The organism is Pyxidicoccus sp. MSG2, from assembly GCF_026626705.1.
In the GTDB taxonomy this organism is placed as follows: domain Bacteria; phylum Myxococcota; class Myxococcia; order Myxococcales; family Myxococcaceae; genus Myxococcus.
In genome coordinates, this window is sequence record NZ_JAPNKC010000001.1 from 7,812,284 (window position 1) to 7,838,684 (window position 26,401).

27 protein-coding genes are annotated in these 26,401 nt (G+C 70.7%); 10 read left to right on the plus strand and 17 right to left on the minus strand.

The window, feature by feature from the left end; genetic code table 11:
* Window positions 1-77 precede the first annotated feature (77 nt).
* Window positions 78-2,051, plus strand: coding sequence for a hypothetical protein (locus OV427_RS30665; protein WP_267859746.1), 1,974 nt, complete (start codon window positions 78-80; stop codon window positions 2,049-2,051).
* Window positions 2,052-2,109: 58 nt separating this feature from the next.
* On the opposite strand, the gene OV427_RS30670 is transcribed toward OV427_RS30665, so the two are convergent.
* The 9 genes from OV427_RS30670 to OV427_RS30710 form a co-directional block, all read right to left on the minus strand.
* Window positions 2,110-3,018, minus strand: a complete 909-nt coding sequence (locus tag OV427_RS30670; protein ID WP_267859747.1) for a hypothetical protein — start codon at window positions 3,016-3,018, stop codon at window positions 2,110-2,112.
* 186 nt (window positions 3,019-3,204) lie between these two features.
* Window positions 3,205-3,462 (minus strand): hypothetical protein, encoded by a 258-nt coding sequence (locus OV427_RS30675; protein ID WP_267859748.1) that lies wholly within the window; start codon window positions 3,460-3,462, stop codon window positions 3,205-3,207.
* Between the two features lie 11 nt (window positions 3,463-3,473).
* Entirely contained in the window at window positions 3,474-4,463 is a 990-nt protein-coding gene (locus OV427_RS30680) for an FAD binding domain-containing protein (protein WP_267859749.1), read from the minus strand.
* An 18-nt stretch (window positions 4,464-4,481) separates the two neighbouring features.
* Window positions 4,482-6,962, minus strand: coding sequence for a xanthine dehydrogenase family protein molybdopterin-binding subunit (locus tag OV427_RS30685; protein WP_267859750.1), 2,481 nt, complete (start codon window positions 6,960-6,962; stop codon window positions 4,482-4,484).
* Window positions 6,962-7,606, minus strand: coding sequence for a (2Fe-2S)-binding protein (locus tag OV427_RS30690; RefSeq protein WP_267859751.1), 645 nt, complete (start codon window positions 7,604-7,606; stop codon window positions 6,962-6,964). Before OV427_RS30690 ends, OV427_RS30685 begins: the two co-directional genes overlap by 1 nt.
* A gap of 157 nt (window positions 7,607-7,763) precedes the next feature.
* Entirely contained in the window at window positions 7,764-9,806 is a 2,043-nt protein-coding gene (locus OV427_RS30695) for a tetratricopeptide repeat protein (protein WP_267859752.1), read from the minus strand.
* Entirely contained in the window at window positions 9,803-10,300 is a 498-nt protein-coding gene (locus OV427_RS30700) for a hypothetical protein (RefSeq protein ID WP_267859753.1), read from the minus strand. Before OV427_RS30700 ends, OV427_RS30695 begins: the two co-directional genes overlap by 4 nt.
* Window positions 10,297-10,890, minus strand: coding sequence for a hypothetical protein (locus OV427_RS30705; RefSeq protein WP_267859754.1), 594 nt, complete (start codon window positions 10,888-10,890; stop codon window positions 10,297-10,299). The genes OV427_RS30700 and OV427_RS30705 overlap by 4 nt, the downstream gene beginning before the upstream one ends.
* Entirely contained in the window at window positions 10,887-11,528 is a 642-nt protein-coding gene (locus OV427_RS30710) for an RNA polymerase sigma factor (RefSeq protein WP_267859755.1), read from the minus strand. Before OV427_RS30710 ends, OV427_RS30705 begins: the two co-directional genes overlap by 4 nt.
* A gap of 139 nt (window positions 11,529-11,667) precedes the next feature.
* Between OV427_RS30710 and OV427_RS30715 the strand changes: the two genes are divergently transcribed.
* From OV427_RS30715 to OV427_RS30740, 6 genes are all read left to right on the plus strand, one after another.
* Window positions 11,668-12,690, plus strand: coding sequence for a hypothetical protein (locus OV427_RS30715; RefSeq protein ID WP_267859756.1), 1,023 nt, complete (start codon window positions 11,668-11,670; stop codon window positions 12,688-12,690).
* Between the two features lie 259 nt (window positions 12,691-12,949).
* On the plus strand, window positions 12,950-13,708 hold the full coding sequence (locus OV427_RS30720) for a hypothetical protein (protein WP_267859757.1): 759 nt from the start codon (window positions 12,950-12,952) through the stop codon (window positions 13,706-13,708).
* Window positions 13,708-14,304: a toxin-antitoxin system YwqK family antitoxin gene (locus OV427_RS30725; RefSeq protein WP_267859758.1), complete on the plus strand. Its 597-nt coding sequence runs from the start codon at window positions 13,708-13,710 to the stop codon at window positions 14,302-14,304. The genes OV427_RS30720 and OV427_RS30725 overlap by 1 nt, the downstream gene beginning before the upstream one ends.
* Window positions 14,285-15,445 (plus strand): S1 family peptidase, encoded by a 1,161-nt coding sequence (locus tag OV427_RS30730; protein WP_267859759.1) that lies wholly within the window; start codon window positions 14,285-14,287, stop codon window positions 15,443-15,445. Before OV427_RS30725 ends, OV427_RS30730 begins: the two co-directional genes overlap by 20 nt.
* 120 nt (window positions 15,446-15,565) lie before the next feature.
* Entirely contained in the window at window positions 15,566-16,192 is a 627-nt protein-coding gene (locus tag OV427_RS30735; protein WP_267859760.1) for a hypothetical protein, read from the plus strand.
* Window positions 16,189-16,395, plus strand: coding sequence for a hypothetical protein (locus tag OV427_RS30740; RefSeq protein WP_267859761.1), 207 nt, complete (start codon window positions 16,189-16,191; stop codon window positions 16,393-16,395). Before OV427_RS30735 ends, OV427_RS30740 begins: the two co-directional genes overlap by 4 nt.
* Here the strand turns inward: OV427_RS30740 and OV427_RS30745 are convergent.
* On the minus strand, window positions 16,392-16,637 hold the full coding sequence (locus OV427_RS30745; protein ID WP_267859762.1) for a hypothetical protein: 246 nt from the start codon (window positions 16,635-16,637) through the stop codon (window positions 16,392-16,394). The genes OV427_RS30740 and OV427_RS30745 overlap by 4 nt on opposite strands.
* A 21-nt stretch (window positions 16,638-16,658) precedes the next feature.
* Between OV427_RS30745 and OV427_RS30750 the strand changes: the two genes are divergently transcribed.
* Complete coding sequence (locus tag OV427_RS30750; RefSeq protein WP_324290008.1) at window positions 16,659-17,939, plus strand: MFS transporter; 1,281 nt, start codon at window positions 16,659-16,661, stop codon at window positions 17,937-17,939.
* Window positions 17,940-18,104: 165 nt separating this feature from the next.
* Window positions 18,105-18,929 carry an SDR family oxidoreductase gene (locus OV427_RS30755; RefSeq protein ID WP_267859764.1) on the plus strand — a complete coding sequence of 275 codons (825 nt, stop codon included), beginning with the start codon at window positions 18,105-18,107 and terminating at the stop codon, window positions 18,927-18,929.
* Window positions 18,930-18,961: 32 nt separating this feature from the next.
* Here OV427_RS30755 and OV427_RS30760 read toward each other — a convergent pair whose 3' ends face one another.
* The 7 genes from OV427_RS30760 to OV427_RS30790 all read right to left on the minus strand — a co-directional run bounded on the left by OV427_RS30760 (window position 18,962) and on the right by OV427_RS30790 (window position 25,072).
* Window positions 18,962-19,102, minus strand: coding sequence for a hypothetical protein (locus OV427_RS30760; RefSeq protein ID WP_267859765.1), 141 nt, complete (start codon window positions 19,100-19,102; stop codon window positions 18,962-18,964).
* Between the two features lie 42 nt (window positions 19,103-19,144).
* Window positions 19,145-19,912: a phage tail protein gene (locus tag OV427_RS30765; RefSeq protein ID WP_267859766.1), complete on the minus strand. Its 768-nt coding sequence runs from the start codon at window positions 19,910-19,912 to the stop codon at window positions 19,145-19,147.
* The gene (locus OV427_RS30770; RefSeq protein ID WP_267859767.1) at window positions 19,909-22,356 is read right to left on the minus strand and encodes a hypothetical protein; all 2,448 of its coding nucleotides are present in this window, start codon (window positions 22,354-22,356) and stop codon (window positions 19,909-19,911) included. The genes OV427_RS30765 and OV427_RS30770 overlap by 4 nt, the downstream gene beginning before the upstream one ends.
* A 239-nt stretch (window positions 22,357-22,595) precedes the next feature.
* The gene (locus OV427_RS30775) at window positions 22,596-23,132 is read right to left on the minus strand and encodes a hypothetical protein (protein ID WP_267859768.1); all 537 of its coding nucleotides are present in this window, start codon (window positions 23,130-23,132) and stop codon (window positions 22,596-22,598) included.
* A gap of 21 nt (window positions 23,133-23,153) precedes the next feature.
* Entirely contained in the window at window positions 23,154-23,684 is a 531-nt protein-coding gene (locus tag OV427_RS30780) for a hypothetical protein (RefSeq protein WP_267859769.1), read from the minus strand.
* A 109-nt stretch (window positions 23,685-23,793) separates the two neighbouring features.
* Complete coding sequence (locus OV427_RS30785; protein ID WP_267859770.1) at window positions 23,794-24,339, minus strand: hypothetical protein; 546 nt, start codon at window positions 24,337-24,339, stop codon at window positions 23,794-23,796.
* Window positions 24,340-24,487: 148 nt separating this feature from the next.
* On the minus strand, window positions 24,488-25,072 hold the full coding sequence (locus OV427_RS30790) for an RNA polymerase sigma factor (RefSeq protein ID WP_267859771.1): 585 nt from the start codon (window positions 25,070-25,072) through the stop codon (window positions 24,488-24,490).
* A 219-nt stretch (window positions 25,073-25,291) separates the two neighbouring features.
* Between OV427_RS30790 and OV427_RS30795 the strand changes: the two genes are divergently transcribed.
* Window positions 25,292-26,401 (plus strand): hypothetical protein, encoded by a 1,110-nt coding sequence (locus OV427_RS30795; protein WP_267859772.1) that lies wholly within the window; start codon window positions 25,292-25,294, stop codon window positions 26,399-26,401.

Consider the following 26,401-nt stretch of genomic DNA (forward strand, 5'->3'; position numbering starts at 1 on the left):
GTGGTCCTGGAGGTCATATGTTTGTGACGTCAACTCCCCGACGTTTGGGTTTGCGGGGCCCTTGCTGCCTGCTTTTCATGCTGTGGGCCCTGCCGCTGCTGTCGGGCTGCTCCTCCGAGGAGTCCGGGGACGGTGACGGCGGCACGTCCCAGCAGGACGCCGGGGTGGACTCGGGCGTGGGTGCGGACGCTGGAGTGGATGCGGGGACGGACGGTGGAGCGGACGCCGGAGGGGACGCGGGGACGGATGCCGGAGGGGACGCGGGGACGGACGGTGGAGCGGACGCGGGGACGGATGCGGGAACAGATGCCGGAGCGGATGCTGGGACGGACGCTGGGACGGTCCAGGACACCGGTGCGGTGTGCAGCGAGGACGGGTGGTGCTGGGCGAATCCCACGCCTCATGGCGAGTCGGTGACGGCGGTGTGGAGCACGGCGGCCGGTGAGCTGTGGGCAGGCGGCCCTGGTGGCCAGGCCCTGCATTGGGATGGCTCGCGCTGGACGGCGCTGGCCACGGGCCTTTCCGGGGACCTGCTCCTCCTGTCCGGCTCCGGTGCCTCCGACGTCTGGGCGGCGGGAGCGGGCGCGGCGCTGGCCCGCTGGGACGGACGCTCCTGGGGCGTCGAGTCCCTGCCGGAGGGAGGCCTTCCGGGTGGACTCTCCATGCTCTCGCCCTCGGACGGGTGGCTCACCCAGCTTCCCTCCACCGAGGCGCCAGACGGACGGCTCTGGCGCCGGACGGCGGCGGGCTGGCGGCTGGTGAGCGGGGCCACGGGCTTCTCCGCGCTGTGGGGCCGCTCATCGACGGAGGTGTGGGCCCTCGCTGGAGGCCAGCGGCTCTCCCGCTGGGATGGAATGGACTGGGTGGGCCTGGGTGGTGCCCTGCCGGTGCCAGGCGCCGGAGGTGAGCGCTACACCGCGCTGTGGATGTCGCCCGACGCCAGCACGGGCTGGGCCGTGGCGACCTCCGGCGCCATCGCGCGCTGGAGCGGCTCGGGGTGGACGGCCATGCAGTCTCCGCGTGCGGTGCGCTTTCATGGTGTCTGGGGCAGCGGCTCCGCTGACGTCTGGCTGGTGGGTGCCCAGGGCACGCTCCTGCATTGGGACGGTCAATCGCTCGCACTGGTCGAGTCCGGAACCCGGGAGGACCTCCTCGCCGTGCATGGCACCGGCCCTGGTAATGTCTGGGTGTCGGGTGGCGGGGGAGCGCTGCTCCACCGGGATGCGCGCGGCTGGCACCTGCTCACGAGGGACCTGGCGCCCGGCGTGAGCTGGAGCGCCGTCACGGGCTCGGCCGCGGACAATGTCTGGGTATTCGGCCGCGCGGGCGCGGACGGTGTCGCCCTTGTCTGGGACGGCGAGGCCTGGCGCGTGGCCACGCCTCCGCCGGGCCCGGTGAGCTGCGCGTGGGTCATCGGCCCCGACGACGTGTGGGCCGTTGGCGCGAGCGCCCATCACTGGAATGGCCAGCAATGGCAGAGCCACGCCCTGCCCGCCGGGCTCGAGCCTCACGGCATCCATGGCACCGGGCCGTCGGACATCTGGATGGTGGGTGCCGGGGGGCGGCGCGCCCTGTGGACGGGCAGTGCCTGGGTGGATGGCGGCACGGCGGACTTCACCCTCCACGATGTCTGGGGACTCTCGCCCGAGCACTACTGGGCGGTGGGCGAGGGCGGAGCGCTCGAGTTCTACAACGGCGCGGTGTGGACTCCCGTGGAGGCCTCCCTCACGCCGCACGCGCTGCGCGGCGTCTGGGGCGTGGGCCCGGAGGACGTCTGGGCGGTGGGCGACGAGGGCGTCCTGGTGCACTACAACGGAGGGACGTTCGACGTGGACACCACCAGCGCCGCGGGCGTGCGGCTCAACGACGTCTGGGGCGGCGCGAGCGATGACGCCTGGGCCGTCGGAGAGGGAGGCGCGGTGTTCCACTTCGACGGCACCCGGTGGCGGCGGCAGCTCAGCGGCACGACGAAGTCACTGGTGGGCACCTGGAGCACGCGCGCCAGCGCGTGGACCGCGGGCAGCGCCGGTCAGGTGCTGCACCGCCGCTAGTCCCGGAATGGCGGGAGGAGGGCGGTGCCCCTCCTCCTCCGGGACATCCCCACTCCGGCTACCGGGAGGTCTCTTCCGGTGCCCTGGCGGAGATCTGGCACGTGGGATATCGCAGCGTGAGGTACGGGTCATTGGTGCTGCAGAGCCGGCACACGGAGCCGTCGCAGTACGAATCGCCGCCACAGCAGTAGCCGTTGCAGACCATGCCGCCATTCGGACAGCAGGTCCGGTCTCCCGAATAGCAGGCGCCGTTGCCCGCGCAGTAGTCGCCCTGGGTGCAGGAGTCGCCGTCGCTGCACGAGCTGCCGTACTGGCGGGGCGCATACTGGCAGGTGCCGTTGGTGCACGTACCCGCCGTGGCGTAGCACTGGCCCGGCGGGCTGTTGCAGGTGATGGGAGTGCCCTGGCACACGCCGCTGCCGCTGCACGTGTCCCCCAGGGTGCAGGCATTCGAGTCATTGCAGGCCGCGCCCACCTGCTTCAGCGGGTACACGCAGGAGGCGCTGTAGCAGGTGCCATTGGGCTCGTGGCACGGGCTCGGGGGCGTGTTGCAGGCGCCGCAGGTCGACGGCACTCCCTGGATGTCGAGCTGGAAGTTGCCACAGGCCACGCCCCGTCCATCCACGGCGATGCGGACCTCCTGGTTGGCGGCCAGGTTGACGGTCACCGTGGACCGGGAGGTACCCCCCGCGTCGTCATTGCAGCCGAGCGACGCGCTGTCGGCCCACCGGGTGATTTCCAGGACGGTGTCGAAGGTGGTCCCCGGCCCCTGGGTGCTGAAGGTGAAGGCGCCGTCATAGGGCGCCACCCAGTGGTGGCTGAACTCCGGAGCGCTGCTGCCGACGCAGGCTGGACTGACCTCGTTCGAGCTGCCGCAGGTCCGCCCGAGTGACACGCCCGTCCCCGTGCGGCTCCGGATGTCGATGTACGAAGACGACACGACCAGCGCCGCTTCCCGGGTGGACATCACGGCCCCGGGGGGCGGGGCTTCGCCAGACACCACAGGTTGCTCGCAGCCGGGAAGAGCAAGGCACCACAGCAGGGTCAATGCTGTCGTGGAAATCCCATACAAACTGGTTCGTGACATGGACGCCCCCTTTTGCAGGAGGCGAAGCCTATCACGGATGCAAGGGATTGAGCCGGGGCTATCTGGCTATTCCAGAATCTTCGGCCCGTCCGTCGGGTCCTCCGTGGGCTCGCGGAAGCAGGCCCGAGCCCCGCCACAGGAGTGCGGGTGCACGATGTCATCATCCGGCCCCACGCTCTCTCCGGTGGCGACGCACCAGAACGTCGCCGTCGACACGTAGCCCGTGTCCCAGTCCACCGCCGCCTCGTACCGGTAGCCCGGCGTCCCCTTGGAGCGCAGGCGCCGGCAGACGGTGGGCGGCTTCGGCTCGCCGTGCGAGTCCATGCGTGCCTCCCTCAGGCCTTCGACGCGGCGAGGACCGTCCTGCGGACCACCGCTTCCAGGACGGGCACCTTGTAGGCGTTCTTGGACAGCGGCGTCGCGCCGCTCACCGCCGCCTTCGCGGCCTGGCGCGCCAGCTCCTCGTCCAGCGGCTTGCCCACCAGCAGCTTCTCGGCCTCCGTCGCACGGCGGGGCGTGGGCGCCACCCAGCCCATGGCAATCGCGGCCTCGCGCACCACCTTGCCGTCCATGCGCAGCACCACCGCGACGTCGCAGATGGGCCAGTCGTAGCTCTCGCGCTCGCCCTGCTTGTGGTACGCGCTCTTCGTCCCCGCCGCGAGCGCGGGGAGGCGCACGCGCGTCAGCACCTCGTTGGGGGCGATGACGGTGTCGCGCGGGCGCTTCATGTCCGGCGGCAGCAGGAACTCGGACACGGGCACCATGCGTGTCTTGCCCCCGGGGCCGGTGAGCTCCACCGACGCGCCGTAGGCCACGAGCGCCGTGGCCGGCGTGGAGGCGTGCACCATCACCGTGCGCTGGTTGTCGAAGATGGCGTGGTACTGGTTCTCCCCCTCGCGCACCCGCTCGACGTCGTTGCCGCCCAGCTGGTGGAAGTGCTCGCTCCGGAAGTACCAGCAGCGGGGCCGCTGGAGCAGGTTGCCACCCAGGGTGGCGGCATTGCGCACCTGGGGCGTGGCCGCGTGCCCGGCCGCGTCCGCGAGCGCCACGTAGCGCCCACGCACCTCGGGCTCTCGGGCAATCCGCGCCAACGTCACCAGGGCGCCCAACTCCAGGCCCTGCTTCGCGTCGAAGCGCACGCCATCCAGGCCCTTGATGGACTTGAGGTTCACCACCCGGTGCGGCGAGACGACGCCATTCTTCATCAAGTCGAGCAGGTCCATGCCGCCGGCCTTCGCCATGACGGGCTGGCGCTCGCTCGACTCTCCCAGCAGGGAGACGGCCTGCTCCACGGATTCCGCGTCGACCCACTCGAAGCTCTGCATGCTTCCTCCGAATCCGTCTCAGGTGGTGCGCAGCGCCGCGAGCACGTTCGCCGGCGTCATCGGGAGCGTGCGGATGCGCTTGCCCGTCGCGTTGTAGAAGGCATTGGCCACCGCCGCCGCTGTCGCCACGTTGGCGGGCTCGGCCACTCCGCGCGCGTCCGTGGAGGACTGCGCGCCGAGCTGCTCCAGGACGATGACCTCGATTTTCGGCACCTCGCGCGAGCCGACAATCTTGTACTGGTCCACGTTGGCGTTGAGCTGGTGGCCGCTGCCCGGGTCCAGGTGGCGCTCCTCGTAGAGCGCGTAGCTGACGCCCTGAATCACGCCGCCGAAAATCTGGCTCTCGGTGAGCTTGGGGTTGATGGGGCGCCCGCAGTCGTGCACGGCGACCACGCGCTCCACCTTGACGATGCCCGTCTCCGTGTCGACCTCGACTTCGGCGAACTGCACCCCGCCGATGCCGTGCCGGCTGATGCTCATGTCCGGGGTGGACATCGCGTAGCCCTCGTAGTCGTCACGGCGGTCGGCGCGGTGGGACAGCTCGCGCACGCCGGACTTCTTCACCGCGTCGCGGAAGGGCAGCGCGGAGGACGCCTTGCCCTTCACCATCACCTTGCCGTCGGCGAAGACGATGTCGTCCGCGCTCGCCTCGAACAGGGGCGCGATTCGCGCGGCCAGCTCGCGGGCACAGCGGTGGGCGGCATTGCGCGCGGCGGGCGTCAGCGAGCTGGTGACGCGGCTGCCGCCCGAGGCCGGCCCCTGCGGGTAGCGCGAGTCACCGACGTACGCGCCGATGTCCTCGGGCCGCAGGCCGAACTCCTCCGCCACCACCTGCGCGAGGATGGTGCGCGTCCCCGTGCCGATGTCCTGCGTCGCGCTGAAGGCCTCGACGGAGCCATCCCCGGACACGCGCACCTCACACGAGGTGTTGCGGTGGACGAGGTAGACCCACTGGGACTGGGCGACGCCCATGCCCCGTTTGATGGGCCCCTTGTCCGAGCCCGCGGGCCGACGCTTGTTCCAGCCGACCTTGTCGGCGCCCACCTTGCGCTCCTGGGCGCGGGCCCGCGCGTCGTCCGTGTCGGAGACGTCAATCTTCGCCCGGAGCGCGAGCGCGTCCATGCCGATGCGCTCGGCCAGCTCGTCGATGGTCTGCTCGAGGGCGAAGATGCCCTGGACCTGGCCGGGCGCACGGAAGGCGGCACAGGGGCCGGCGTTGGTGAAGACGTCGTACTGCTCCACGTGCACGTTGGGGCAGTCGTAGAGCGTGGAGTGGCAGAAGCCGACGCCCGCGCCTCCGGCCACGCCGCCGCTGCCGTAGGCCTGGAGCTGGATTGCGACGAGCGAGCCGTCCTTCTTCGCGCCTACCTTGAGTCGCTGGATGCTGTTGGGGCGATTGCCGCCCGACACGTGCTCCTCGCGGCGGTCCAGAATCATCCGCACCGGGGCCCGGGCCTTGCGCGAGAGGTGGATGGCGAGCAGGCCGTAGTTGCCGATGCCGTACTTCGCGCCGAAGCCGCCTCCGGTGAAGTCGCTGATGACGCGCACCCTGTTCTTCGGAAGTTCGAAGAGCTCGGCGGCCTCGTCCCGCACGCTGGCCACCCACTGGGTGGACGCGTAGAGGGTGAGCAGGTCGTCCTTCCAGTCCGCGACGAGCCCGTGCGGCTCCATGGGCACGTGTGTCTGCACCTGGGTGCGGTACTCCGCTTCGACGACCACCTCGGACTCGCGGAAGCCCTTCGCCACGTCGCCGCGTGGGCCCATGCCTCGCGGCTTCGTGTCCGGGCCGCGCACGTTGCCCTTCTGCGGCAGGCCCGGGGGTGCGCCTCCGCCTCCCGCGGTGGCGGGCTGCTCGGTGGGGCCGGGGAAGACGCGAGGCGCGTCCTCCTTCATCGCCTCTTCGATGCCGGTGACGTGCGGGAGCGGCTCGTACTCCACCTTGATGAGGCGGGCGGCGGCCTCGGCGGCGCGGGGCGAGTCCGCCGCCACCGCGGCGATGGGCTGGCCCGCGTAGCGGACGGTGGGGTAGCGGCCCTGCTCCGCCTTCGGGTCCCTCAGCTTCGCCGTGGAGAGCAGGCGCTCCAGGATGTGGACGGCGCGCACGCCCGGGTAGCGCTCGGCCGCCGAGGTGTCGATGGACTTGATGCGCGCATGCGGCAGCGGCGAGAGGACGCGCTGGCCCCAGAGCATTCCCGGGAGCTGGATGTCGAAGGTGTAGCGGGCACGGCCGGTGACCTTCTCCACGCCGTCCAGGCGGGAGACAGGCTTGCCGATGGACTTCAGCTTCGCGTTCTCCGGCAGGGGCGGCGGCTCGTCGAGCGGTACCCGCCGGGTGACCTCCTTCAGGCCGGCGCCGACGATGCCGTACTGCATTGCCTGCTCTCGCGAGGGGCCCGGGTTGGGCGGGGGTGGCTTCTGCGGGCCTCCGGCCTGCGCCTTCTGGCCGTCGGAGGGCTTCGCGGTGCCCTGCGTTCCGGTGGTGTCCTTGACGTCTTGCATCAGCTCTTCCCCTTGCCCTTGCCGCCCGCCTGGGCTGCCGCGAGGGTGGCCTTGAAGACGTTGGGATAGGTGCCGCACCGGCACAGGTGGCCACTGACCGCCTGCTTCACGTCATCGAGCGTGCACTTCGGGTTGCGCTCCACCAGGGCGGCGCAGCTCATCACCATGCCGGGCGTGCAGAAGCCGCACTGGAGCGCGTCGTTCTCCACGAAGGCCCGCTGCACCGGGTGCAGCTCGTCCCCGCGCGCCAGCCCTTCGATGGTGGTGACCTTCCTGCCGCGGGCGTCGAAGGCCAGCGTCATGCAGCTCGCGGCCACCTCGCCGTCGAGCCACACCGTGCACGCCGAGCAGGCGCCGCGGTCGCAGCCCACCTTCGTCCCCGTCATCCCGAGCTGGTTGCGCAGCAATTCGGCCAGCGTGGTGCCGGGGTCGGCCTGGACGATGACGGGGCGGCCGTTGATGTCGAGCTGGAGGGTGGAGGGCTCGGGTCCGAGGACCGCGGGCCCGGCCTGGGTCGCCGCCTGCGCGGCCGTCTGTACCAGGGTGGCGGTCAGCGCGGAGGCACCCGCGCCGGTGAAGAAGGCGCGGCGGCTGAGCTTGGGCAGCAGGGGCTTGGGGTCGGAGTCATCATCGGATGGGGCCAATGTCGAATGCTCCTCTCGACCCCATCGTTACAGACGCCCTCCGCTGTTCATCAAACCTGTCTGTAACGTTCGCGGCGACAATTTCGGTTTCTCAACGAAACGCGAGGGTTGGGAACAAGGACTGGGGGGATTTCGTCAGACCTCCGTGAACCACCGCTCACCACGAGGTGCCCAGCTCGAGCATCAGCACGTGCTTCTCGTAGTTGCCATTCGTGTAGTCGTAGACATGGCAGAGGTAGTCCGGCGACGTGCAGGCCCCGGGCTTGTCCTCCAGTCGCGTGTCCATGTTGGAGCGGTTCACCAGCAGCTCGTAGCGCGCGGTGAGCTGCAGCCACCGGGACAGCCGCGCGCTCGCGCTGGCGAGCAGCGTGAAGCGCCAGTCCCGGCGTCGCCGCAGGTCCCAGGCCTCTTCGCTCCCATTCAACGGCGTGACGCGCAGGTAGCTGTCGCTCAGGTAGTCGCGCCGCTCCAGCTCGGCGTCGAGGCCCGCGTCGAATGCCGGGCCGAGCACCCGGCGCGTGGACAGGCCCACGGCGTGTCCCGCCCAGCCGAAGGGGATGACGTACGCGCGCGAGGCGCCGGTGGTGTCGGCGGTGGTCTCCTGCACCAGCGTGCCGATGCGGTCCTCGCGGTAGCGGTACCACGCCGTCAGGCTCTGCGACGGCAGGCGGAATTCCTGGGACAGCGTCGCGTCCAGTCGCGGCCCGGTGAGGTAGTCGAACTCGCTGGCCAGTCCCGACTTCCGGGCGAAGGTGAGGTCCAGCCGGGTGCTGGTCAGCTCGCTCTCGTCCACCGCGAGCCAGCCCCAGCCATTCACCGAGGCCTGCAGCCCACGGAAGTCCGCGAGGCCGGTGAAGAACAGGTCGCCTCCAGCGGAGAGGCCCACGCGCACCCGGCGGGCGGCTTCCCACTCCACGGTGGCCGCCGCGCGGTGCAGTTGCAGCGAGTAGTCGCGCACGGCCTCGAGCGTGTAGATGCGCTGGCTTCCGCCGTAGGAGAGGTGGGCGAACAACGCATCCGAGAGACGGAGGCGGGCCGCGAGCCCCACTCCCGCCTCGACGAAAGCGCTGGCGGTCTCCACGTCGCTGCTGGCCCCGGACACGTCGCGAGCCGCCACGCCGACCTGGAGCACGTTGCTGTCGAAGCCTCCGCCCGCTCCGGCGGACAACCGCAGGCTCGGGCCGCTCGCGCGAAGTCCGAAGGAGAGCCGGTCGAGGTACTGGTGCGCGGTGCGCTGGTCCGCCGGGTCGAGTGAGAGCGCGAGGGCCGCGGTGACGTCTTCCCATGCGATGGAGCGTGCTCCCGTCCGCCAGGCGGAGGCTCCGGCCATGAGGCGCGCGCGGCCCGAGCTCGGGTCTTCCTCTGCCGCCCGGAGGAAATGGGCTCGCGCCTCGTCGAAGCGCCCCGCGTCGAAGGACACCAGTCCCTGGCGGTACGCCTCGTCGCTCCGGCTCACGGTGCGTCCCTGGGCCTGGGCGACGAGGGCGCGCAATTCCTCGACCTGGACGGCCTCGCGCTCGGAGGCGCCGGGGGCCGCGCGGTCCGCCCAGGTGGCGGCGCGCTCGGGCGAGCCGGCATCGAGCGCGGCGAAGCCCGCATTCAGCCAGGCGACCCGAGCGAGCGTCGCGTCGGTTCCGGCGTCGGCGAAGGCCTGCTCGGCTTCCTCGAAGCGGCCCAGGGCGTAGAGACAGGCGCCCCGGTTGAAGTTCCAGAGAGCGGGCTCCGGCGCGTCCTCCGCGCGCCCCGCCGCATCGAGCGCTTCCAGGGCCTCGGCGGGCCGGCCCGAGCGAAAGCGGGCGAGCCCTACGAGGTAGAGCGCGGCACCGAGCCTCGGAGGCTGGGCGCCTTCCCGGGCAAGTCGCTCCGCTTCCGCGTAGTCGCCACGAGCGAACGCCTCCTGCGCGGAGGCAAGCGGGTCGGCCGCGGCTGCCTGGGTCACGGGCTCCGGCTGTGCGGAGGCGTCATGAGCGAGCGCCTCCTGCGCGGAGGCAAGCGGGTCGGCCGTGGCTGCCTGGGCCATGAGCTCCGCCTGCGCGGATGCGCCATGCGCGGACGTCACCTGCGTCGGAGCAAGCGGGCCCGTCGTGGCCCCCTGGGCCACATGCACCGTCTCACCACGGGCAAACGCCACCTGCGCCGAGGCAAGCGGAGCTGTCGTGGCCACCAGGGCCACGAGCGCGAGCGCTGGGGCGACCGTCATCGTCGCGGCTGATTGGGCGACGGTGGCGGTGGTTGCGACGAAGGAGGCGGCGGTGCGCCGTCGGTCCGTGGGGACGAAGGAGGCCGCGCGCGCCCGTCACCTCCCGGAGGAGGATGCCCGCCACCACTCCGTCCCGGGCCGGGCGACGGCTTGTTGTCACGGGACTCCGTGCCGGGCGGCGGACGTACCGCATCCCCGCGCGGAGGCGGCGCCGGGCGCTCCATCCGCATACGGCCGAAGATGGTGTCGACCTTCTCTCCAGGCGCGATGACGTCCACCGTATGGGAGCTGTGCACGCGCGCCCCCGGCTCGGAGGAGGGCGGCGACGGTGCAGGCGCGTTCTTCGTCGGAGCCTCCGGAGCTCGCGCCGCACCCGTCTCCGTGGAAGGAGGAGGCGTCGCGGGAGCGGCCTGCTCCTGTGCCCGAGCGGCACCGCCGACGAACAGGACGAGCGCCGCGAAGGCCGCGGCAATCCCTGGCGAAGACCTGTTCATCCGTCCGTCACCTCCAGCACCACGTCGTGCTCGATGCGCTGGCCGCCGGCGCGAGCCTCGGCCGTCACGAGGTAGCGGCCCGGCCGCTGTCCGCGCACCGCGATGGGGATGACGTTGCTACCCGCACTGAGTGCCTGGGTCCACTGGAAGGAGCGCAGCGGCAGTTCCTCGCCGTCCGCCCAGAAGGAGAGCCCCTCCGGAAGGCTCACCTGGAAGTCCGCCTGGGCCACCGCCACGTCCGCCGTGAAGTCCAGCTTGATGACCGCCACCTTGCTCACGGGCACCTGTGTCCCCGGCACCGCGAGCGGGCGAGAAGCCACGGCGGGCGGCGGGGCAGGGGGCGCCCACACCGCGCCCAGCAGCAGGAATGCGGCGACCCCGGCCGCGACACCCACGGAGGGCCAGACGATGGGAGCCCGGTGCCGGAAGAGCCAGCGCACCCAATCCCACCCGGGGGCGGGGTCTGGCGGCCCGGCATCCACCAGGCGCCGATGGAGCGCGGACTGGAAGTCGAAGGAGGGCGGCTCGTCCCGCAGTGCTCCCAGGCGCTCGCGCAGCGCGCGGTCCTCGGTCTCTTCGGGCTCACTCATCTACCGCTCCTCGAACCATGAGACGAAGCATCCCCATTGAATGTTCCCACCGACCCATCCCCATCCTGGCTCCCGGGGGCCTGCCCGCCCGCCAGCAGGGTGCGAAGCTGTGTCCGGCCCCGTGAGAGGCGCGACTTCACCGTGCCCACCGGCACCCCTTCGATGGCGGCCACCTCTTCATAGCTGTACCCCTCGACATCGAAGAGCACCACCGCCGTGCGGAACTCCGCCGGCAGCGCCCGCAGCGCGCGCCACAGCCGCTCCTTCTCCTCCGCCCGCGCGATTCCCTCGTCGGCGGGCTCGGCGCCCGACGGGGCCCGGACGTGCTCCACCTCCAGGGGCTCCTCCAGGGCGCGCTCCCGTCCGGCGCGGCTGCGCGTGGCGTCGAAGAAGACGTTGCGCACCACCGAGTAGAGCCACGTCTTGAAGGCGGACTGGAAGCGGAACGAGCGCAGGCTCTTGTAGACCTTCACCAGCGCTTCCTGCGCCAGGTCGTCCACGTCCGCGTCCGAGGCGGCGAAGGCCCGCGCGAAGCGGCGCACCTGCGGCATGTGCGAAGCGATGAGGAGCTCGAAGGCGCGCACGCTGCCGTCCTGGGCCTCGGTGATGAGTGCGCGCAGCTCGTCGTTCCCGGTCAAGCCACCAGTGTAGCGGTGTGCGTGGCGCGCTCCGCAAGCACGGAAGCGACGAGTGCCGGGAACACGAAATTAATTCCTCTCGTCCCATGGGCGCAGTGGGAAGCGGGCCGGGCACTGGAAACACCAAGGAGCACGAACGATGCGCAGGAACAGGGGCAGTCAGTGGCTTGGAGCACTCGCACTCGCCGCGGGCGCGATGACGGCGGGTTGCAGCTCGGACAAGACGGCCGACGAGGCCACCTCGGATGTCTCGCAGGCCGTGGAGGCCGTCTCGGATTCGAGCGACGCGGTGGAGGTCTCCAGCCTGCTGCACGGCCTGGACAAGTTGCGCCCGCAGGCGGTGGAGGGCTTCCACTGTGATGACAGCCCGGACATCACCACCGTGGAAGTCTGTGGCCAGAGCCTGCCGGCCACCGTGCACCTCGAGTGGACGGACTGCGCCGCGCCCACGCGTCCCGGCGGTGGTCGTGGGCCCGGCGGCGGTGGTGGCGGCCGTGGGCCCGGTGGCGGCGGTGGCAGGCCCCCGCCGGAGGGCACGGACGGCACCGTGCGCGCGCACTCCACCGGGGGGGCCGGCGATGGCGGCGCGCCCGGTGGCCGCGGCCCGCACGGCGGGCCTTCCACCGGCACGGTGGACATCGCGACCACGTACACGGCGCCGGAGAACTGCGAGGGCGCGGTGACGCAGGAGCAGTCCGTCACCTTCCAGATTTCCCGTACGAACTCCGACGGTGAGGTCTCCACGGCGCAGGGCACCACCACCTCCTCCGCGGAGCTGACGCTGGGCGCCCCGCCGCGCCAGAAGGCGACGCAGGCGGATGTGACGCGCACGCGGACGGACGCGTCGGGCGCGGTGGTGAGCTCGGTGCACCTGACGGGCTCCCTGTCCGTCGCGTTCTCAAGTGACACGCCGCCGGTGCGCACCATCGACGGCGCGTACACCGAGGCGTTCCTCGATGGCTCGGAAGGCACCGTCACGCTCGCGGCCATCGTCCGGCCGTCGCGCGACGTCTGCCCGTGGCCCACGTCCGGGACGCTGACGCGCGCCACCGCTGACGGAGAGCACGTGCTGACCTTCGGCCCCGAGTGCGGCGACGCGACGCTCGATGGCACCGCCGTGGACCTGCCCGAGCGCGGCGAGCGAGGTGGGGGCCGCCACTAAGGCGTCTCCGAATGGGGCCGCCACCCAGGCGTCCCCGAGGCACCGCGGCCCGGGGGCGCTTCAGCTTCCCCCTCGCCAGCCCCCCGGGCCGCGGCCTCTTGTCCCGAGTCCCTCCAGTGCCGCCGTGGGTCGCAACCGCCCCCGACTCACTGTACGGGGTGATTCTTATTTTCTGGGTTTTCGGTTTGACCGCCGCTCCTGTGCCTTCCTAGTTTCGCCCTGTTCGTGCGTGAAGCCGACGCGCGGTAGCGAGAACGAGATGAAGGCGCATTGGTTGTGCGGAATGACGGTGGTCCTGGCGATGTCGCTGGCGGGCTGTTCGGACGAGCCCCAGCCGCAGGCGGAAGAGACACAGGGCTTCACGCTCCTCCAGCGTGACGAGACGACGCTCGAGGCCACCTACAGCGCGGGTGGCGCGTCGGTGCGGATGCTGGTGGTGGAGACGGAGTCGAAGGTCGTCGAAGTGACGTACGACTTCGGTGCGCCGGTCATCGGGTTCCACCTCGACTTCAACCAGGGCACGGGCAGCTTCATCCCCAGCGGTGGGGCGCTGGACGCGGCGCAGTCCGAGCTGATGGGGCCGCTGCTGGAAGGCGTCACGAAGCTGGTGGCCGAGACGGACGAGGCCCAGCGCACGCGCGTCGAGGACGCGGCGATGCGCCAGACGAGCTTCATGCAGATTGTCCCGGTGGGCGAGCTGCTCACGGGCTACGAGTTCGTCTCCGAGCGCGGGTGGACGCATCTCTCCTGCACCTGCGGCAACCAGTTCATCGGCTCGGGCTATTACCGTCAGGCGGGCCGGGGCTGCGGTTGCACCGGTGGCTCGGGCGGTGGTTGCAAGGGCCGCTGCGGCCAGGGCTGCGGCATCACCAGCACGCCTCCGTGCGTGGGCACCACGGCGTACACGCAGGACTGTGCCAAGCACGACTACGGCCTGGGCAGCTTCGCGGCGGCGTCCGATGACTACACGTTCGCCAGCAACAACTGCAGCTGCAGCGGCGTGGGCACCTGCGGCTGATGGCTTCCTTCAAGACATGGGTGGCGCTGGCCGCGGTCCTGGGCGTGGCGTCAGGCTGTAGCCGGTCCTCTTCCGGTCCCTGTCCCGATGGCGCGCGGCTGCACGGCCGCGCGCCGCCGGAGGGCACCGTGCAGTGGTGCGCGAAGTCCGACGGCGTGAAGCATGGCCGCTGGGCGGAGTGGCACTCCAACGGCAAGCCCAAGACGGAGGGCCAGTACGTCGACGGGAAGATGGAAGGCCGCTGGGTGAGCTACTTCGAGGACGGCGTGAAGCAGCTCGAGGGCGAGTACCGCGGTGGCCTCAAGCAGGGCCTGTGGACCCTCTATTACGAGGAGGGGCAGAAGAACCGCGAGGAGGTCCACACCGCCGGCTCGAAGGAGCTGAAGTGGACGGCGTGGCGCTCCGACGGGCAGAAGTGGGCCGAGGGCACGCTCGTCGGGCACCAGGCGCAGGGCCCCTATTCCGAGTGGCACCCGAACGGAAAGCTCGCCGTGACGGGGAACTACGCGAACGGCGCGAAGGCGGGTGATTGGAAGTACTTCAACCCCGACGGCCAGCCCACGGAGTCACCGCAGGGTGACTTCGCGAGGGATTGAGCTGGTGGCGCGAGTGAGGCCCGTCCACCCAGGCGGGTTCTTCCTCGCGCTGCTCCTCGTGGTGTCTGGCGCGTGCGACGGACCGCACGCGCCCGGCCCCGTGCAGGCGGCGACGCGGCAGGCAGTGGTGGGAGGCGCGCCCGAGCCCGGCTTTCCGGCGGTAGGCGCCATCGTCCCGGTGTCGCCGACCTGCGGAGACTCCGACGCGGCCTCGCCCGTCACCTGCACCGGAACGCTGGTCGCCCCCCGAGTCGTCCTGACGGCGGCGCACTGCGTGGAGAACGCGGACGCGCCGCAGGTCCTCTCGGTGGTGTTCGCGGCGGAGACCGCGCGGGCGCTCGGCAGGGCGCGCGTGCGCGCCGTCGCGGGCCGGATTCACCCCGACTGGCGGGCGGGGGCGCACGACCTCGGAGTGCTCATCCTGGCCGAGGACGCGCCCGTCCCGCCGGTGCCCCTGCGCGGAGCCCCGCTGCCGGCGGACGTGGTGGGAAGGACGACGTGGGTGGTGGGCTTCGGTCTGGACGAAGCTGGCAGGACGGGCCTGCGCCGCGGTGGCACCGCGCGCGTGACGGCGGTGGACCCGGGGGCCTTCTCCATCGAGTTCGCCCCCGCGATGTCGTGCGGCGGCGACAGCGGCGGCCCCTCATTCCTGGAGATTGACGGCACCGAGCACCTCGTCGGCGTCACCTCGTTCGGGGACCTCGCCTGTACGACGGGCACGAACACGCGCGTGGACGCGCATGCGGACTTCCTCCAGGCAGTCATCGAAGAGGTTGCCCTCTCGCCGCCCACGCGGCCACCGCTCGACGCGACGGTGGATGCGTGCACGGCGCGCTGTGAGGCCCACGCCGACTGCCCGCTGGGCATGGCCTGTGTCGACCAGCCCGGAGGAGGCAGGAGCTGCGCGGTGGCGGGCCTGGAAGCAGGCCGCTTCGGCGCGCCCTGCTCCGAGTCGGATGGCGCGCGGCCCTGCGTGAAGGCGGGCGACGCGTGCCGGCTGTGGCTGCCGTGTGCGGAGGAGACAGTAGACGGAGGGGGCTGCTCGCTGGCGGGGGGCGCCGTCGGGGCGGAGACCTGCGCTACGCTGCTCGCGCTGGCCCTTGGCCTGGCGCGTCGTCGCTCCAGGCCGCACTCCAGGTAGTTCTCGCGTTTCCAGGAAGTGAAAAGTGCGCGAAGGTAGGTAAAGGTCCGCAACCTTTCTTCGCCGTCCGCGATAACTCATCTGTAGGCTTTCTCGCCGCCCCCCGCGAAGGCACTCCCCATGAAGCTCAACCGGAAGACGCCCCCTCCTTCCCCCAAGATCGAGACGACCTCCCCGCCGAAGTCGCCCGCCTCGTCCGTCAAGGGCGGCTCGTCGCCCGGCCCGTCGCGGACGAACTCGGTCTCCTCCCCGTCGACGTCCGCCCCCGCGAAGAAGCAGGACAACTTCGACACCGGGTCTCCGCGCCCGTCGCGCCGGCCGTCCAACGCCAGCACCGAGCAGGTGAACGGTCCGGACGCGAGCGGGGCGAAGAAGCCGACCACCAACGCGGACATCCGCAAGTGGTACGTGGACAAGGTGGCGACCATCCCCGAGCTCGACAAGCAGTGGGCCGCCCAGGGCGTCTCCATGGAGGAGCGGGCGAAGCGCGCGGTGGCCATCCGTCACGACGCCCGGCTCGAGGCGCGGAAGATGATGAGCAGCCCGCTGGAAGTCGCGATGCTGCGCGCCCGGGACTTCTTCACCTACGGCAGCATCAACGGTCCGAGCTTCGACCAACTGGTGAAGAAGGCCGAGGGCAAGGGGCTCCGTGGAGAGGACGTCTTCAAGGAGCTCATCGGCAGCTCGAACCGGACCAACCAGACCGTGAACCAGCACCTCCTCGGACAGACGGGGACCCAATCATGACCGCCGACGAGCTGATGACCCGGAAGCTGAGCTGGGCCAAGGCCAGTGATCCGCTTCACCCCTTCCGCACGCAGGTGGACGGGCACACGCTGACCATCCGCCTGAATGACTTCCCCGAGGAGTCCATGTACTCGCTCCTCATCGACGGCCAGGCGGTCAGCGACTTCGACGACTGGCCGAAAATCTGGAGCCGTCCGAGCTAGTTCCCCGGGCGCGGGCCGAACAGCTCGCGCACCAGGCCCCAGCTGTGGCGCGGCCCGTAGCGCAGGGTGATGAAGACGAGCCCCAGCAGCAACAAGACGAAGGGGCCCACCACGGCCCCGACGACGATGCCAGCGAGCAGCCCGCCGAGGCCCCACAGCACGCCCGCGGAGAAGCCCAGCGTCGCGCCCACCACGCCGCCCAGGACCGCGCCACCCAGGATGATGGGTTCGATGAGGTTCATCGGTCCGTCACTCCCGCGCGATTGAGGTTCCCTGCGCGCGCGTCGCCGTCAATCATCCGGCACATGGACGTGCCCTCGCCAGCGCAGCCCGTGTCTCTCTCCGTCCAGCGCCGCGTGAGGGCGCTCGTCTTCATCACCGTGTTCCTGGACCTGGTGGGCTTCGGGCTCATCATCCCGCTGCTGCCCTTCTACGTGGAGTCCATGGGCGGCACGGCGACGACGGCGGGCGTGCTGCTCGCGCTGTTCTCCTCCGCGCAGCTGGTGGCCACCCCCCTGCTCGGGCGGCTGTCGGACCGCGTGGGCCGGCGCCCCGTCATCCTGCTGAGCCTGCTGGGCAACGCGGTGTCCATGGCGCTCTTCGCGTACGCCACCCACGTGCACCTGCTGCCCGTGCTCTTCACGTCGCGGCTGCTGGCCGGAGCCACCGCGGGCAACCTGGCCGCGTGCCAGGCCGCCGTGGCGGACGTGACGGACCCGGAAGCACGGGCCGCGGGGCTGGGCCGCGTGGGCGCCGGCATCGGCCTGGGCATGGTGCTGGGGCCCGTCATCGGCAGCCAGCTCCATGTCCTGGGCGAGTGGGCGCCGCCGATGGCGGCGGCGGTGCTCGCGGCGGCGGCGATGCTGGGTGTCTTCTTCCTCTTCCCCGAGACGCACCCCGACCATGGTCCCGCGAGTGCGCGCGGCACGCCGGGCCGGAAGAAGGTGCGGCTGGCGGAGGCGCTGGCCCGGCCGGGCATCGCCCCGATGCTCGCGCTCTTCTTCCTCACCTTCATCGGCATGACCAATCTTCAGGTGTCCTTCGGCCTGCTCGCCCAGGTGCGGTTCGGTTGGGGTGAGCGCGAGGTGGGGCGCCTGTTCGCGCTGCTGGGCCTGATGACCTTCGTGCTGCAGGGCTTCGCCATCGGCTGGCTGACGCGCCGGCTGCGCGGAATCACGCTGGTGCTGATGGGCGCCACGCTGATGGGCGTGGGCCTGGCCTGCATCGCCGTGGCGTCGCGCCCGGCCATGCTGGTCGTCGCCATGGTGCTGGTCGGCACGGGCATGGGCATGCTCCAGCCGGTGCTCGCCAGCCTGGCGTCCGCGCTGGCGGGCCCCGAGTTGCAGGGCGGCGTGCTCGGCATCGCCCAATCCGCGGGCGGGCTCGCGCGCGTGGTGGGCCCGGTGTGGAGCGGCTTCCTCTATTCGACAGTCTCTCCCGGTGCGCCCTTCGTGAGCGGCGTCGTCTCCGCCGTGCTGTCGCTGGTGGTGGCGATGGCGCTGCGCAACCGCTTCCCGGCCCAACGCCCGGCTCCCGCCCCGTGAAGCGCTGAGTCATTTCAGTGCACGCGCAAACCTTCATGCGCGTCCGTGAAAACATCCAGTGCCCCGGCATCAAAGACAGTCAATGTCTGTTTTTTCGGCCGGGGAATGCGCAAGTTCCGGAGTCTTCGGCGTTAATAGAGACATCACCCCTGAGGAGGAGCATGCATGAGCAACTCACGAGGCAGGGTGGTTCTCATCACCGGCGCATCCTCTGGAATCGGGCAGGCCTGCGCGGAGTTGCTGGGCGCGAGTGGCCACACGGTGTACGGCACCAGCCGCCGGTCCTCGCCTGACGGCGCGCACCACAAGATGCTGGAGATGGACGTCACGCAGGACGACTCCGTCCAGCGCGCGGTGGAGGCGGTGCTGGCGGCGGAAGGGCGCATCGACGTGGTGGTGAACAACGCCGGCTTCGTCATGGCGGGCGCGGTGGAGGACGTCTCCATCGACGAGGCCCGGCGTCAACTGGACACCAACTTCTTCGGGGTGATGCGCGTGTGCAAGGCGGTGCTGCCGTCGATGCGGGCGCAGCAGTCCGGGCTCATCGTCAACATCAGCTCGCTGGGCGGCGCGGCGGGCCTGCCCTTCCAGGGGCTCTACAGCGCCAGCAAGTTCGCGCTGGAGGGGCTCACGGAGAGCCTCCGCCAGGAGGTGGCGCCCTTCGGCATCGAGGCCACGCTGGTGCAGCCCGGCGACGTGCGCACGCGCGTGCGGGAGAACCGCGTGAAGGCGAGCCAGTCCGGCCCCGGCTCCGCGTACCGCGAGGCCTTCATGAAGGTGCTCACGGCGGTGGAGGTGGAGGAGGGTGAGGGCATCGCCCCGGAGGCCGTCGCGCGCAAGGTGCTGACGCTGACGGAGAAGCGGGGCGTGCGCGTGCGCTACACCGTGGGCCACCTGTCGCAGCGCGCCGCGCTGATGGCCAAGACGCTGCTGCCCTCGCGCACCTTCGAGCAGATGGTGATGTCCCTCTACGGGCTGTCCCGGCGCTGAGCCGCCGACCGCCGGCTCCAGGTGCTGCCCTCCTACCGCCAGCGGACGACGGAGGGCAGCACCATGCCCAGCGCCAGCAGGGTGATGGCCAGCCACAGCGAGGAGCGGCCGTTGATGGCATGGACGATGGCGAGCAGGAGCGCGCCGAGGCCGCAGATGAGGGGGATGGACATGGGCGTGTCGCTTTCAGGGACTGCGCGGTGGGAAGACGTCGCTCACGAGCCGCCGCCCTGGCACGTCTGGGCGCCAGACGGACCCCAGCAGTCCTGCTTGGATGAGCACTGGTAGTTGAAGCCGGGGTTGGGCAGCACGGCCGACTGGGCCTTGATGATGAAGTTCACGTAGACGTTCAGGGCCCGCGTCTCGTTGTCGGACACCTGGTAGGTGGGCGTCGAGTTGTTCGGACCGACGAGCACGTTGGTCGTGGGGCTCGACTGGAACTGGAGGATGTCCGTGGGGACCTCCTCGCAAAGGGTGGGCGGCGGGGGCGGCGGGCTGGCGGGCTGCACGGCGTCGTGCTGGTGCGTGAGGAAGGCGTCGAGCTGCACCGAGCCGACGCTGTTTCCGCTGTTGCCCTGGCCGTCGCTTCCACTCGCCGAATAGCGCGCGTTCAGCCGGCTGGCGGTGTCGGGGTCCCTCGGCTGGCTGGTGTTGCTGACGCCGGGGAAGTTGCGGGTGGCGTCCCGGTTGACGCCGCGCAGGAACGAGCCCCGGTAGTCCGGCAGGTAGAACTGGATGGGGGCCGTGTCGTTTCCTGACTTGGGCGGCGCCCCATACAGCGTGCCGATGGTGTTGTAGAGCTCGGGGTAGGTCGCGTTGTCCACGACGGCGCCGTCGCAGAAGAGCCAGCCCTGCGCCATGAGGTTGGCCTGGGTGCACGCGTTGATGGGCCCGGCGTAGGGCAGCACCGAGCCCACGGGTGACACGACGGCGGTGGGGACCCGCGTGGGGAAGCTGGCGTGCGTGGGCGGAAAGGGAATCATCGGCGTATCTCCGGAAGGGTGGAGCCCTCCCGTAGATAGAGGAGGGACGTGGGGACCTCGACGCGCCAGGGGTGGGTGTCACACGCGGGCTTGCGGTCCATGGCCTCCAGCAGCGCGGTGAGCAGGTCCACCAGCACCTCGGGGACGGGCACCTCTCCGGGTCCCCATGGCGGGAGCTGGCCGTAGGCGAAGTAGTACGCCACCGGCAGCCAATAGTTCGGCGCCACCGGGACGAGCATCCGTGCCGAGCCGGCCCGCAGGAAGCTGAGGAAGCGCGCGTCGGAGTCCTGCGCGTGCGTGGCCAGCCCCATCCAGTCGAAGGTCGGCTCCGTCGGCTTGCTCCCCGTGCCCCACGGGTAGAAGCGGTAGGCCATGTCCTTCCAATCGAAGGCCGCGTCGAAGAAGCGCAGGTAGGGCGGCTGCTGGTCCTCCGGGCGCGGGTGGAGCGCCTGCAGCGCGGCCAGGCCCTTGCTCTTGAGCGCCTCGTGCTCCAGCTCGCGCAGCGTCCACGGGGACTCCCGCAGCCGCTGCCAGCAGCCCTCGTACCAGAGGCGGCAGCAGCGGAGGTAGCCGGCGAGGATGGCCTCGTAGACGCGCAACTGCCACACCTCCCACAGCATGGAGGTCCACGGGGGCGAGGGCGGAGACAGCGACGTGTCCCCGTCGGGAGGAGGCGTCACGCCTTCAGCGCGGTAGTAGGCCTCGAGCAGCTGGTAGTTCGTGTCGTCGATGTCGCGGTGCGAGGTGATGGGAATCCAGAAGCGCTCCGGCGGGAGCGGTGGCGTGGGCAGGCGGCCCGAGGGCTCGAGCAGTTCCTTCAGCGCGCTGGCGGGCTGCGGGACGAGAATCTCCACGATGAGGCGCGCACCCCGCTCGTCGAGGCTCATCCGGTAGATTTTCTTCAGCCACTGGTAGATGCCCACCTGGCGCAGGTCCTTGCCGCGGTTGTCGTGCACGGCGCGGGAGACGCGCTCGTGCTCCTCCATGAGGCGCCGCTCGCGCTGCGTGCCGAGCCGCGCTTCCAGGCGGTTCGCCGCGAGCTGGAGGGTCTTCTGGACGGTGCGGGTGTCGTCGGTGGTGAGCGTGTCCTGGTCGCTCAGCGAGTCTTTGGCGGTGCCGCCCAGCGTGAGCGTCAGGCCGTTGCTGCCGTAGCTGTAGGTGACGTTGGTGAAGTCGCGGGTGAGGGTGTCCGTGGCGGCCAGCGACTCCACCTCGTGCCGCAGGTCCTGGTCCGTCTGCGTCTGGTTGGACTTCGACTCCTCGTCCTTCGACTCGCGCTCGCGGCGGGAGTGCTGCTCGGCGTGGGACTGGTAGCGCTCGGAGAGGACGCGCTTCTCACCCGGCATCACGTTGAGGGTGTAGGCAATCTCTCCCGGCTCGTAGCCCCGGAGCTGCTGGCGGACGAGCTTGAGCAGCCCGAAGCCGAGCAGCTGCGTCCAGCCGGTGTCGTCCCCCGGGGGCGACAGCGGCGAGCCGAGGGTGCTGTCCGCCAGCGGCACGCTGTCGGGGAGCTGCGCGCGGGGCAGCACGACGAGCGCCGAGAGCGCCTGCTTGCGCGGTTGCTCCTCCCTCAGCGTCGCGTCGCCACGCTGGAGCCGCTGGAGGAAGGCGAAGACGCGCAGCGCGTTGATGAGGGCGTCTCCCTCCTGCGTGCGTCCGGGGCTGTTCGCGGCGTGGTTGATGGTCTGGTTCCACAGCGTCGTCTGGAGGTTCTTCGCGTCATCCGAGACCACCCAGGTCCCCGGTGATTGCTTCAGCGCGTCGTGCGCCGTCTTCACCAGCTTCGAGAACTCGCAGAGGCCCTTGATGGCGGAGAGCACGGGATGCAGTCCGGCGAGCTGGCTCGTGGAGACGGGCAGCGGTGGAGGAGGAGGCGGCGGCGGGGGCTCGCAAGCCTGCGCGGGCGGAGCCTCGGCGGCTGGCGGCGCGCTCGTGGCGGTACTCGCGGGGGTGCTCGCCTCCTGGGTCGGGGGCGGCTCGGCGGGCGGGGGGGGCGTCGCCGGCGCGGAGGACGCGGTGTCGGCGGGGTGGAAGATGAAGCGGCCGTCCGTCTCGGGCGAGCCACCCTTCTTCGCGTACTGCATCACCAGGTAGGAGAGGATTTCGACCGACTCCGCCGGGTTGTCGATGACGACGCCGACGGGCTCGTCATGGTTGGGGTGGAAGGGCGGGGCGGGCTGCTCGGTCCACCACTCGGAGATGGTGAGCTCCTGCACCGTCGAGGCGCTGAGCTGCACCTCCGCGCGGAAGTCCACGCGCGGCAGTTGCTGGAAGTGCAGCTCCAGCTCCAGCGTGGCGGGAGGCTGACCGAGCTGCATCCACTTGCGGCGATTCACGGAGTCCAGCTGGAACGACTCCTCCTGGCCGTTGGTCGCGGAGCGCACCGTCCCGCCGACGGCGAGCCCGTCCGGGCTGGCGTGCCAGGTCACGGTGAAGCGGCCCATGCCCGGCAGCTCCACGCGTCCCACCCGCCCACGCTCAAGCGGAGGGGGGAGGTGGCCCGGCGTCTGCGCGACGGGTGCGGACGCATGGACGGAAGCCGGAGCGGGGGCGGGTGGGACGGCGGGCGGCGGAGAGGCCCGGGGCGCGGGGGCCGCCGGAGGAGATGGCGCCGCGGGAGACACGGGCGTGCCGGGGAACGGGGAGCGGCCGGGAATACGCGGAGCCATCTGTCACCATCCTTTCAGGGGACGTCGTAGCTGCTGACGCTGCTGACGCCGCCGCCGCTGACGCCGCCGCTGCTGGCGCTGCCACCACCGGAGGCCACCGGCAGGCCGTTGCCCTGGCCCGTGGACCCGTAGTCATTGCTGCTCGAGGCCTGCATGGGCCACCAGGAGCTGATGCTGTCGGGATGGTCGGGAGACCGGTTGACGTTCCAGCCGCCGATGTTCGTCCGCAGGACGATGTCCGGCGAGAGCTGGATGGTCAGGATGATGGAGACGGGCCCCGACGAACCCATCTGGATCTGCGAGGCCAGGTCCAGGCGGGCCTCGGTCTTCAGCGGCGCCTCGGCGATGGTGCACTGGGGGTTGGAGGTGGACTGCAGCGTGTAGCCGCCGTAGTTGTCCCCGCACTGCGAGTTGAGGGTGACGGAGTACGGGTCCGAGGTCTCCCAGGACAGGGAGAAGCCGTTGTACTCCCAGCTTCCCGAGGCAGCGGGGGTGTCCGTGGCCTTCAAGGGCTGGATGGAGGAGGAGGATTTCGTCGATGGGCTGGGCATGGGGTCTTTCTTCGGAGTGGGTCAGGTGGCGCGCAGACCGGTCTTCCCGGTCTCCTTGTCATGGTAGGCGGTCACGGTGCAGTTCAGGGTCTTCAGGCTCAGGCGGTTGGACATGCAGCCGCCGATGACGGCCTCCATCTCGTAATCGTCCGCCAACCCGAGCGAGCCGGAGTGCTGGGGCGGGAGCTGGAGCAGGCCCCCCAGCTGGGGGCGAAGTCGCTCCACCTGGAAGCACAGCGGCAGCAGGGTGCTGTTCTCGCACCGCAGTTGATGGGGCTGGAGCGGGGGCTCCTGCACCACCTCGAAGAGGGGGCTCTGGTCGTCGTTCCGGCGGAAGGCGAAGAGGCGGAGGGTCGGCCCGTTGAGCACGTCGAGCAACAGGTCATACCGTGCTTCTGGAGCGCTGTTGAACACGCGGACGCGGTACTGCTCGTCCACGTTCTGTCGATACCTGCCCCCCTTGTCGAGCGTGAAGCTGCCCGACAGTCCCGCCTGCTGGCGGAGCCGGAACTGGACGCGCAGGGATGTGTCGTTGATGAGGAGCAGGGTCATCGTCGTCTCGAGCGGCTTCGAATGGGAATCCGGAGAGGCAGCCGTGGGGCGGGGACAGACGGACGGCGGTCGCTGGAAACCTTCCGCCCGTCCCCGCGCGCACGAGCCTTCAGCTCACCGTGAGGGTGTAGCTCTCGTCGTTGTTGTCCGGGGTGACGGTGATGGTCGCGTTCGGGTCCGTGATGGTCACCGTCGCCGTGGTGATGCCGTCGGCGATGGCGTAGCACTGCCACTGCTGCGCGGTGCTCACGGTGGTGTTGTTGTGCTCGTCCACCACGGTGACGATCTGCACCGGCGAGCCCGGCTGGCTGATGGTGAACTGCACCGGGTTGCGCCAGGTGTTCTCGCACACCAGCGCGGAGGGCTGGGTACCGGGGGACTGCACGAGCTGGAAGTCGTAGAAGCCGTCCTCCGTCAGCACCTGCGCCAGCAGCGTGGCGGACGTGTTGTTGAAGGAGAGCGTGTTGGACGTGAGCGAGAAGTCGCCCATCGTCGTGAACGCCTTCACCTGGTAGTTGGTCGTGGTGGGGACGGAGGCCTGCCCACCGGCGTGGACGCCGATGCGGGCAACCTGGTTGGTGCCCTGGGACAGGCGGAACTCCACGGAGGGGGAGTTGGCGGCGGGGACGGAGTTGACGAGCTTGATGGCGGACATGACGGCTCCTGCGTTGTGGGGTAGAGGCCGGGGGCTGCAATCGCGTGAGAGGCCGGCCGGGAAATGCGCCCCCACACGTGAGACATGAAGCTGGGTGTGTCTGGATTTCAGCGTGTGCCGCGTGCTGCGTGTTGCGGCGGCAACGATTTCAGGACGCCTCAGCCTGCTCGTTGTGAACGGCGCGCTTTTCCCGCTGCGAATCCGGCTTCAGATCCGCCAGCACGGTGCGCAGGGCGCGGTACGCGAGCTGGACGCGCTTGCGCACGTTGCAGTTCGTCAGCCCGAGCTGATGGGCGATGTCTTCATAGGACATGTCGTGCAGGAAGCGCATGACGAAGGGCTCGCGCAGCGTCGGTGGAAGCGCCAGGACGTGCTCCCAGACGCAGCTCTCCACCTCGTCGCGCAGCACCAGCGTCTCGGGGGAGGGCGCGGTCGACTCGAGGGTGCCGATGCGATCTACCGGCTCGTCGTCGTCGCTGGAGTCATCATGAAAGCGCTGGCGCCGGCGGTGCGCGTCCACGCAGACGTTGCGCAGCACCGCGCCCAGCCACGCCTTCTCGTTGGTGACCCGGAGCTCCTGCCCGTGCACGGCTTCACACGCGCGGAGCATGGCCGCGCTGTACGCCTCCTCGGCGTCAGCGCGGTTTCCATTCATCATGCAGAGGCTCTGCCGGTAGAGGTACTCGCTATGGCATTGCCAGACACTCCAGAAGCTATCCCTTGAAATGGACATCGCGGCCCGCGGGGCCCAACGCGAATCCGATCAGCAGGTCCGGTGCTGACCGAAGGCGAGGAACCTGAATGTGTGAGTTGCCGTACGGAAGGCACTTCAACGCTTGACCCGAAGCGAAAGGGTCATGGGGCCGCGTGTTCAATATTGATCCGGGGACTGACATGCGGGGCCGCGACGATTTGCATCACAGTTGCTTCGCGCCACGCGTCACCCCATGACGTGAAGACCGCCAACCTCGCCATCCTCCTCACGCGCGTCGTGCATGACACGGCGCGAGAACACCCTCGCACGTTCGACGAGGAGCGACGGCTGCGCGACGCGCACGCGTGGCGCGTGGTGCCGGCGTGTCGCGCCCGCGGAGGTCGGGTATTCAGCACGCGCGGTGGCTCGTTCCTGGTTGCCTTTGCGTCGCCTACCGTCGCGGTCCTGTGCGCCCTGGAAATGCAGACGCGGCGTGCGCGTGATGACACGCACGCGCGGAGACCTGGGCGGTTCGAGTTGCGACAGGTGGTGAGCACGGGTGAGGTGTGGCTGGAGTCGGACGACGTCGGCGGTGAGCCGGCGGACCTGGCGGAGCGGCTGCTGGAGGCCCTCACCGGCGACGGCGTGTACCTCACCGAGTCCACCTGGCTGGTGATGGACAAGGCGCGCATCCCCACGGAGCAGGTGGGCGTCTTCCTGCGCGACGTCGTCCCCGGCGGGGTGCGCGTGTTCCGTGCGCGAGCGCCCGCGAGCGGGCTGGGGCGGGGCCCCGGCTGGCGCGGCGAGGCACGGCGCGGGGTGGCGCGGTTGACCCTGGTGTGCCGCCGACTTGTGCGCCGGGTGCGCGACGTGACGTGGAAGCAGGCGGGGTGGGCGGCGCTGGGGCTGGGGTTTCTGTCGGTGCCCGTGGTGGCCTGGCGCTGGCCTTCACGTTGGGAGTCAGCGCTCGAGGCGGTGGCGCGCGCACCGGAGGCGGAGCGGGCCGTGAAGGCGCGCGAAGCGCAGGAGTTGCTGGGCGCGGAGGAGGACGAAGGTGTGCGCGCCTTCCATCAGGGACAGCTGCGCGAGCTGTTGGGCGAGTCGCGCCTGGCGGTGGAGGACTACCGCGTGGGCGCGGAGGCGGGACATGGCGCCGCGGCGGAGCGCCTGGTGGAGCTGCTGGGCCACGCGGAGTGTCCGGTGCGCGCCGCCGCCGCGCGGGCGCTCGGTGGGCTCTCCGTGGATGGGGCCCGTGAGCCGCTGAGGGAGCTGGCCGAGCGCGGGCCCGGTGATGGCGGCGGTGACAAGTGCGGCTCGCGCCGGGCGGCGGCGCAGGCGCTGCGCAGGTTGGAGGCGGCGTCGCGGTAG

Excerpts from the sequence above, each read along its gene's own strand:
- OV427_RS30765 (WP_267859766.1), bottom strand. The coding sequence starts at position 19,912 with ATGATTCCCTTTCCGCCCACGCACGCCAGCTTCCCCACGCGGGTCCCC.
- OV427_RS30790 (WP_267859771.1), bottom strand. The coding sequence starts at position 25,072 with ATGTCCATTTCAAGGGATAGCTTCTGGAGTGTCTGGCAATGCCATAGC.
- OV427_RS30775 (WP_267859768.1), bottom strand. The coding sequence starts at position 23,132 with ATGCCCAGCCCATCGACGAAATCCTCCTCCTCCATCCAGCCCTTGAAG.
- OV427_RS30725 (WP_267859758.1), top strand. The coding sequence starts at position 13,708 with ATGGCTTCCTTCAAGACATGGGTGGCGCTGGCCGCGGTCCTGGGCGTG.
- OV427_RS30665 (WP_267859746.1), top strand. The coding sequence starts at position 78 with ATGCTGTGGGCCCTGCCGCTGCTGTCGGGCTGCTCCTCCGAGGAGTCC.
- OV427_RS30770 (WP_267859767.1), bottom strand. The coding sequence starts at position 22,356 with ATGGGCCGCTTCACCGTGACCTGGCACGCCAGCCCGGACGGGCTCGCC.
- OV427_RS30680 (WP_267859749.1), bottom strand. The coding sequence starts at position 4,463 with ATGCAGAGCTTCGAGTGGGTCGACGCGGAATCCGTGGAGCAGGCCGTC.
- OV427_RS30780 (WP_267859769.1), bottom strand. The coding sequence starts at position 23,684 with ATGACCCTGCTCCTCATCAACGACACATCCCTGCGCGTCCAGTTCCGG.
- OV427_RS30740 (WP_267859761.1), top strand. The coding sequence starts at position 16,189 with ATGACCGCCGACGAGCTGATGACCCGGAAGCTGAGCTGGGCCAAGGCC.
- OV427_RS30705 (WP_267859754.1), bottom strand. The coding sequence starts at position 10,890 with ATGAGTGAGCCCGAAGAGACCGAGGACCGCGCGCTGCGCGAGCGCCTG.
- OV427_RS30685 (WP_267859750.1), bottom strand. The coding sequence starts at position 6,962 with ATGCAAGACGTCAAGGACACCACCGGAACGCAGGGCACCGCGAAGCCC.
- OV427_RS30675 (WP_267859748.1), bottom strand. The coding sequence starts at position 3,462 with ATGGACTCGCACGGCGAGCCGAAGCCGCCCACCGTCTGCCGGCGCCTG.
- OV427_RS30760 (WP_267859765.1), bottom strand. The coding sequence starts at position 19,102 with ATGTCCATCCCCCTCATCTGCGGCCTCGGCGCGCTCCTGCTCGCCATC.
- OV427_RS30695 (WP_267859752.1), bottom strand. The coding sequence starts at position 9,806 with ATGACGGTCGCCCCAGCGCTCGCGCTCGTGGCCCTGGTGGCCACGACA.
- OV427_RS30715 (WP_267859756.1), top strand. The coding sequence starts at position 11,668 with ATGCGCAGGAACAGGGGCAGTCAGTGGCTTGGAGCACTCGCACTCGCC.
- OV427_RS30670 (WP_267859747.1), bottom strand. The coding sequence starts at position 3,018 with ATGTCCACCCGGGAAGCGGCGCTGGTCGTGTCGTCTTCGTACATCGAC.
- OV427_RS30745 (WP_267859762.1), bottom strand. The coding sequence starts at position 16,637 with ATGAACCTCATCGAACCCATCATCCTGGGTGGCGCGGTCCTGGGCGGC.
- OV427_RS30735 (WP_267859760.1), top strand. The coding sequence starts at position 15,566 with ATGAAGCTCAACCGGAAGACGCCCCCTCCTTCCCCCAAGATCGAGACG.
- OV427_RS30755 (WP_267859764.1), top strand. The coding sequence starts at position 18,105 with ATGAGCAACTCACGAGGCAGGGTGGTTCTCATCACCGGCGCATCCTCT.
- OV427_RS30700 (WP_267859753.1), bottom strand. The coding sequence starts at position 10,300 with ATGAACAGGTCTTCGCCAGGGATTGCCGCGGCCTTCGCGGCGCTCGTC.
- OV427_RS30785 (WP_267859770.1), bottom strand. The coding sequence starts at position 24,339 with ATGTCCGCCATCAAGCTCGTCAACTCCGTCCCCGCCGCCAACTCCCCC.
- OV427_RS30720 (WP_267859757.1), top strand. The coding sequence starts at position 12,950 with ATGAAGGCGCATTGGTTGTGCGGAATGACGGTGGTCCTGGCGATGTCG.